This is a genomic window from Kocuria sp. (assembly GCF_030536815.1).
Lineage (GTDB): Bacteria > Actinomycetota > Actinomycetes > Actinomycetales > Micrococcaceae > Kocuria > Kocuria gwangalliensis.
This window is the reverse complement of the sequence record NZ_JAUNPE010000062.1, coordinates 1-3,947: the sequence shown is the minus strand read 5'-3', so window position 1 is coordinate 3,947 and position 3,947 is coordinate 1. Positions and strand designations below refer to the sequence as shown.

Genomic DNA, 3,947 nt, shown 5'->3' with positions numbered 1-3,947 from the left:
GCGGCCGATGCGGCGCGGGCGGCGGCTCGGGCGCTCGCACCGAGGCCGATGCCGCCCCGGACGAGCTTCCCGTGCCCGGTCCGGAATCCGTGCGTTCGGCGGACGAAATGATCGCGAAGTCCCCGGCCTCGAGATCCGGGTTGCGGATGAAGCTGACGCGCACCGCGCCCTGCAGCGTGTAGGCCTGTGACCTGGCGTGGCGGATGATTACGTCGCACAGTTCCTCGGCCAACTGGGTGCCCCATTCCTGCGCGCGGGGGAAATCGTCGTCGGAGAACTGCACGGTAAAGACATTGGGTGCCATGGTGCGGCCCGCGGAAATCGTGAACGATTCCTGGTCCAGCTCGCGGCGCAGGGCGCTGGCGATCTCCACGGCCTCGATCCGTTTACGGGAACCCGCGGTGAAAGCGGTGCGTACGGCTTTTTCGATTCCGCTTTCCAAACCGGTCCAAAAACCCACAGCCGCCTCCTTCCGCGCCAGCCCGTGGCGTTGTTGTGTGCGCGCCAACCGGAGTGAGGCAGGCGTGCGACGGTGAGTAGTCCCCAGAATAGTAGACACGGTGTCTGAGTGGCCGGTGAAAGGACCGAGGGGCGCGGACGGCTTTCGTCGCGAGCGAAGATTATGGCGTAATACGGTGGAAACCAGCGCGCGGACGGGATGATGGAACCATGAAGCACACTGAGAAAATTCTGACCCTGAGTTCCTCCGCCGTGATCGGTGCACTGCTGCTGACCGGCTGCGGGGGAGGCAATGACGAACCCGCCGCAGAAGCGCCCGCCGAGACCACCGCGGCGGTTCCCGAGAACGAGCCCACCGCCGAGATCACCGACGATCCCAGTGACGGCGAGGCTTCGGCCGCCAGTGGGAGTCCGTCGGAGTCGGCTGCCGCCGACGATCAGAACGGTGGCCGGGCGGCGTCCCTGGCCGCTGTGGACACCCTTCTCGCCAAGTACGAGGGCGGCGACGTGGTGGAGCTAGACTACGACCGCGACAACGACGCCTTCGAGGCGGACGTGATCCAGAACGACACCAAGCACGAGGTCAGCCTGGACGGCGCCGGTGAGAACATCACCAGCGAGCAGGAAGACGGCGCGGCGGATCAGGATGATCTGGACGAGCTGGGTAAGGCGTCCATCTCGATCAAGGAGGCCATTGAGAGCGCCTTTGGTGAGGTGTCTTCGCAGGGTGGCACCGTACTGCTCGATGATGTTTCCCTGGATGATGACAACGACACCGTCAACTGGGAAGTTGAGCTGGACGTCAACGACAATGACGCCACCTACTACGTGGACGCCAACAGCGGATCGGTCAGCAGCAACAACTAATGACTACCGTTCACCCTCGCGGTGAGCGCCGCGGCTCTGCCCTGAGATGTCGACGTGTCGGCTCAGGGTAGGGCCGCGGCCAGTTCCACGGCCTGTTTAATGGCGCGCTTGGCGTCCAGTTCGGCGGCCACGTCAGCCCCGCCGATCACGTGGACGGGGCGCACGTCGCCCGCCAGTTCCAGAGCCAACTCAGTGCGCGATTCCTGGCCCGCGCACAGCACTACGGTGTCCACTTCCAGGAGCGTTTCCACACGGGGTGCCTCCAGGGCAAGGCCCCCGCCCGCTCGTGCGTGCGCACCCGCGGCCTCCGGGGTGGGGGCGGTCATGCGAATGCCGCGGTCGGTGATCTCCTGGTATTCCACGCCGGTGATGAACCGGACGTGGGCCATGCGCAGTTCCAGGCGGTGGATCCATCCGGTGGTGGGACCCAGTCGTGAACCGGGTTTGGTGGTGCTGCGTTGCAACACGGTGACCCGTCGCATGGGGGGCTCGGGCGCCGGGGTCAACAAGCCGCCGCGGGCTTCCAGTGAGCGATCGATGCCCCACTCCGCGTAGAAGTCGGCGGAAGGGTTGTGCGTGAGGAAATGAGCGACGTCGTACCCGATGCCGCCCGCCCCGATCACCGCGACCCTGTCACCCACCGGTGCGCCCTCAAGAACCTCCTTGTAACCGAGCACGGTGGGGCCGGTGTCCCCGGGGATCCCGGGGCGGCGGGGGTGGACGCCGGTGGCAATGACCACCCGGTCCGCGAAGGCGAGGTCTTCGGGTGCGGCCCGATGGCCGGTGTGCACCGTGACTCCCAGCTCGCGCAGGCGCGTGGTGAAGTAGCGGACCGTGTGCTGGTAGTCCTCCTTGCCCGGAATGCGGCGGGCCAGTTGGAGCTGCCCACCCAGCTCGGGTTGTTCCTCGAACAGTGTGACGCGATGCCCGCGTTGCGCGGCCGCTTCCGCGAAGGCCAGGCCGGCCGGACCAGCACCCACCACGGCGATCTCCTCGGCCGTGCGCGTGGGGCCCAGCACGAGCTCCGTCTCGCGCATGGCGCGCGGATTGACCAGGCAGGACATGCGTCGGCCGGTGAACGTGTGATCCAAGCACGCCTGGTTGCAGGCAATGCACGTGTTGATGCTGTCCGATTGGCCCTCCCGCGCCTTGGCGACGAAGGCGGCGTCCGCCAGGAAGGGCCGGGCCATGGTCACGAGGTCGGCGTCCCCGCGGGCCAGGACCTCTTGGGCGAGTTCGGGGGTGTTGATGCGGTTGACCGTGGCGATCGGGATGCGCAGATTCTCACGCAGCGCACGGCTGACCCACGTGAATCCCGCGCCGGGCACGCTCGTGGCGATCGTGGGGATACGTGCCTCGTGCCAGCCGATGCCCGTGTTGATGATGGACGCACCCGCCGTTTCGACCTCCCGGCCCAGGGTCAGAACCTCCTCGAACTCCTGGGCGTCCGGGACGAGATCCAGTGCGGAGAGCCGGTACATCACCAGGAAATCCGGACCGGTGCGCTCGCGGACGCGCCGCACGATCTCCGTGGCAAAGCGGCGTCGGGCGGGCGGGGAGCCACCCCAGCGGTCGGTGCGCCGATTCGTGTGTTCGACCAGGAATTCGTTGATCAGGTACCCCTCGGAACCCATGATCTCCACGCCGTCGTAACCGGCCTGTCGGGCCAGGTACGCGGCGCGAGCGAAGTCTTCAACGGTGCGTTCGACGTCGCTCTCGGACAATTCCCGCGGCGTCACCTTGTTGATCGGCGCGCGAATGGGTGACGGCGCCACGGCGCGCTCGTGCATCGCGTAGCGGCCCGAGTGCATGAGTTGCAGGGCGATGAGGCCGCCGGCCTCGTGCACGGCGGTGGTGACCACGTGGTGGCGGGGCAGCTGGTCCTCGGTGCTGAGGTGGGCGCCGTGGTGACGCGCCGCGCCCTCCGGATTGGGGGAGACGCCACCGGTGACGATGAGGCCCGCACCGCCTCGCACACGCTCCACGTAGAAGGCCGCGAGTTCATGCTCGCCGCCGTCCTTTTCCTCGAGTCCGGTGTGCATCGAACCCATGATCACGCGATGCGGGAGGGTTGTGGAACCCACGGTGAGGGGGGACAGTAAGTGCTGGTAGCGCGCGGTCATCCGATACTCCAAGTCTCAGGTACTTGGAGTAAGACTAGGTGATCGGTGACCCACGTCACCAATTCCTCCGCGGGCGAACTGTTTGCCTGGTGGAGCGTATGAGAAGTTGTTATTATTAGTACATCAAAATAAACCGCACCATGACAGCGGCGAGTTTCCCGTACGCCGGGTGCACAAGGAGGTTCACATGGCTAAGAAGTCCAACAAGAACGCGAGCTACACCGTTCCGGGTCTGACCACTACCGAGGGTCACGCCCTGGCGGATACGCTCCAGCAGCGCCTGAACGCTTTGAATGACCTGCAGCTCACGCTCAAGCACGCCCACTGGAACGTGGTGGGCCCCAACTTCATTTCCGTCCACGAGATGCTGGACCCCCAGATCGAGACCGTCCGCAGCTTCGTGGACGAGGTTGCCGAGCGCATGGCGACCATGGGTGTTTCGCCCGTCGGTCTGCCCGGCGCGATCGTCGCCTCGCGCACGTGGGACGACTACGACGT

4 protein-coding genes are annotated in these 3,947 nt (G+C 66.2%); 2 read left to right on the top strand and 2 right to left on the bottom strand.

The genetic code is table 11. The features are described from left to right. On the bottom strand, positions 1-460 hold a 460-nt coding region (locus Q4E95_RS07390), incomplete at its 3' end, for a DUF3662 domain-containing protein (protein WP_303382689.1). A 209-nt stretch (positions 461-669) separates the two neighbouring features. Here Q4E95_RS07390 and Q4E95_RS07385 point away from each other — a divergent pair. After that, the gene (locus tag Q4E95_RS07385; RefSeq protein ID WP_303382688.1) at positions 670-1,326 is read left to right on the top strand and encodes a PepSY domain-containing protein; all 657 of its coding nucleotides are present in this window, start codon (positions 670-672) and stop codon (positions 1,324-1,326) included. Positions 1,327-1,388: 62 nt separating this feature from the next. On the opposite strand, the gene Q4E95_RS07380 is transcribed toward Q4E95_RS07385, so the two are convergent. Next, complete coding sequence (locus Q4E95_RS07380) at positions 1,389-3,449, bottom strand: NADPH-dependent 2,4-dienoyl-CoA reductase (RefSeq protein WP_303382687.1); 2,061 nt, start codon at positions 3,447-3,449, stop codon at positions 1,389-1,391. Between the two features lie 187 nt (positions 3,450-3,636). Between Q4E95_RS07380 and Q4E95_RS07375 the strand changes: the two genes are divergently transcribed. Then, positions 3,637-3,947, top strand: a 311-nt coding sequence (locus tag Q4E95_RS07375) for a Dps family protein (protein WP_303382686.1), incomplete at its 3' end; no start/stop codon positions are given.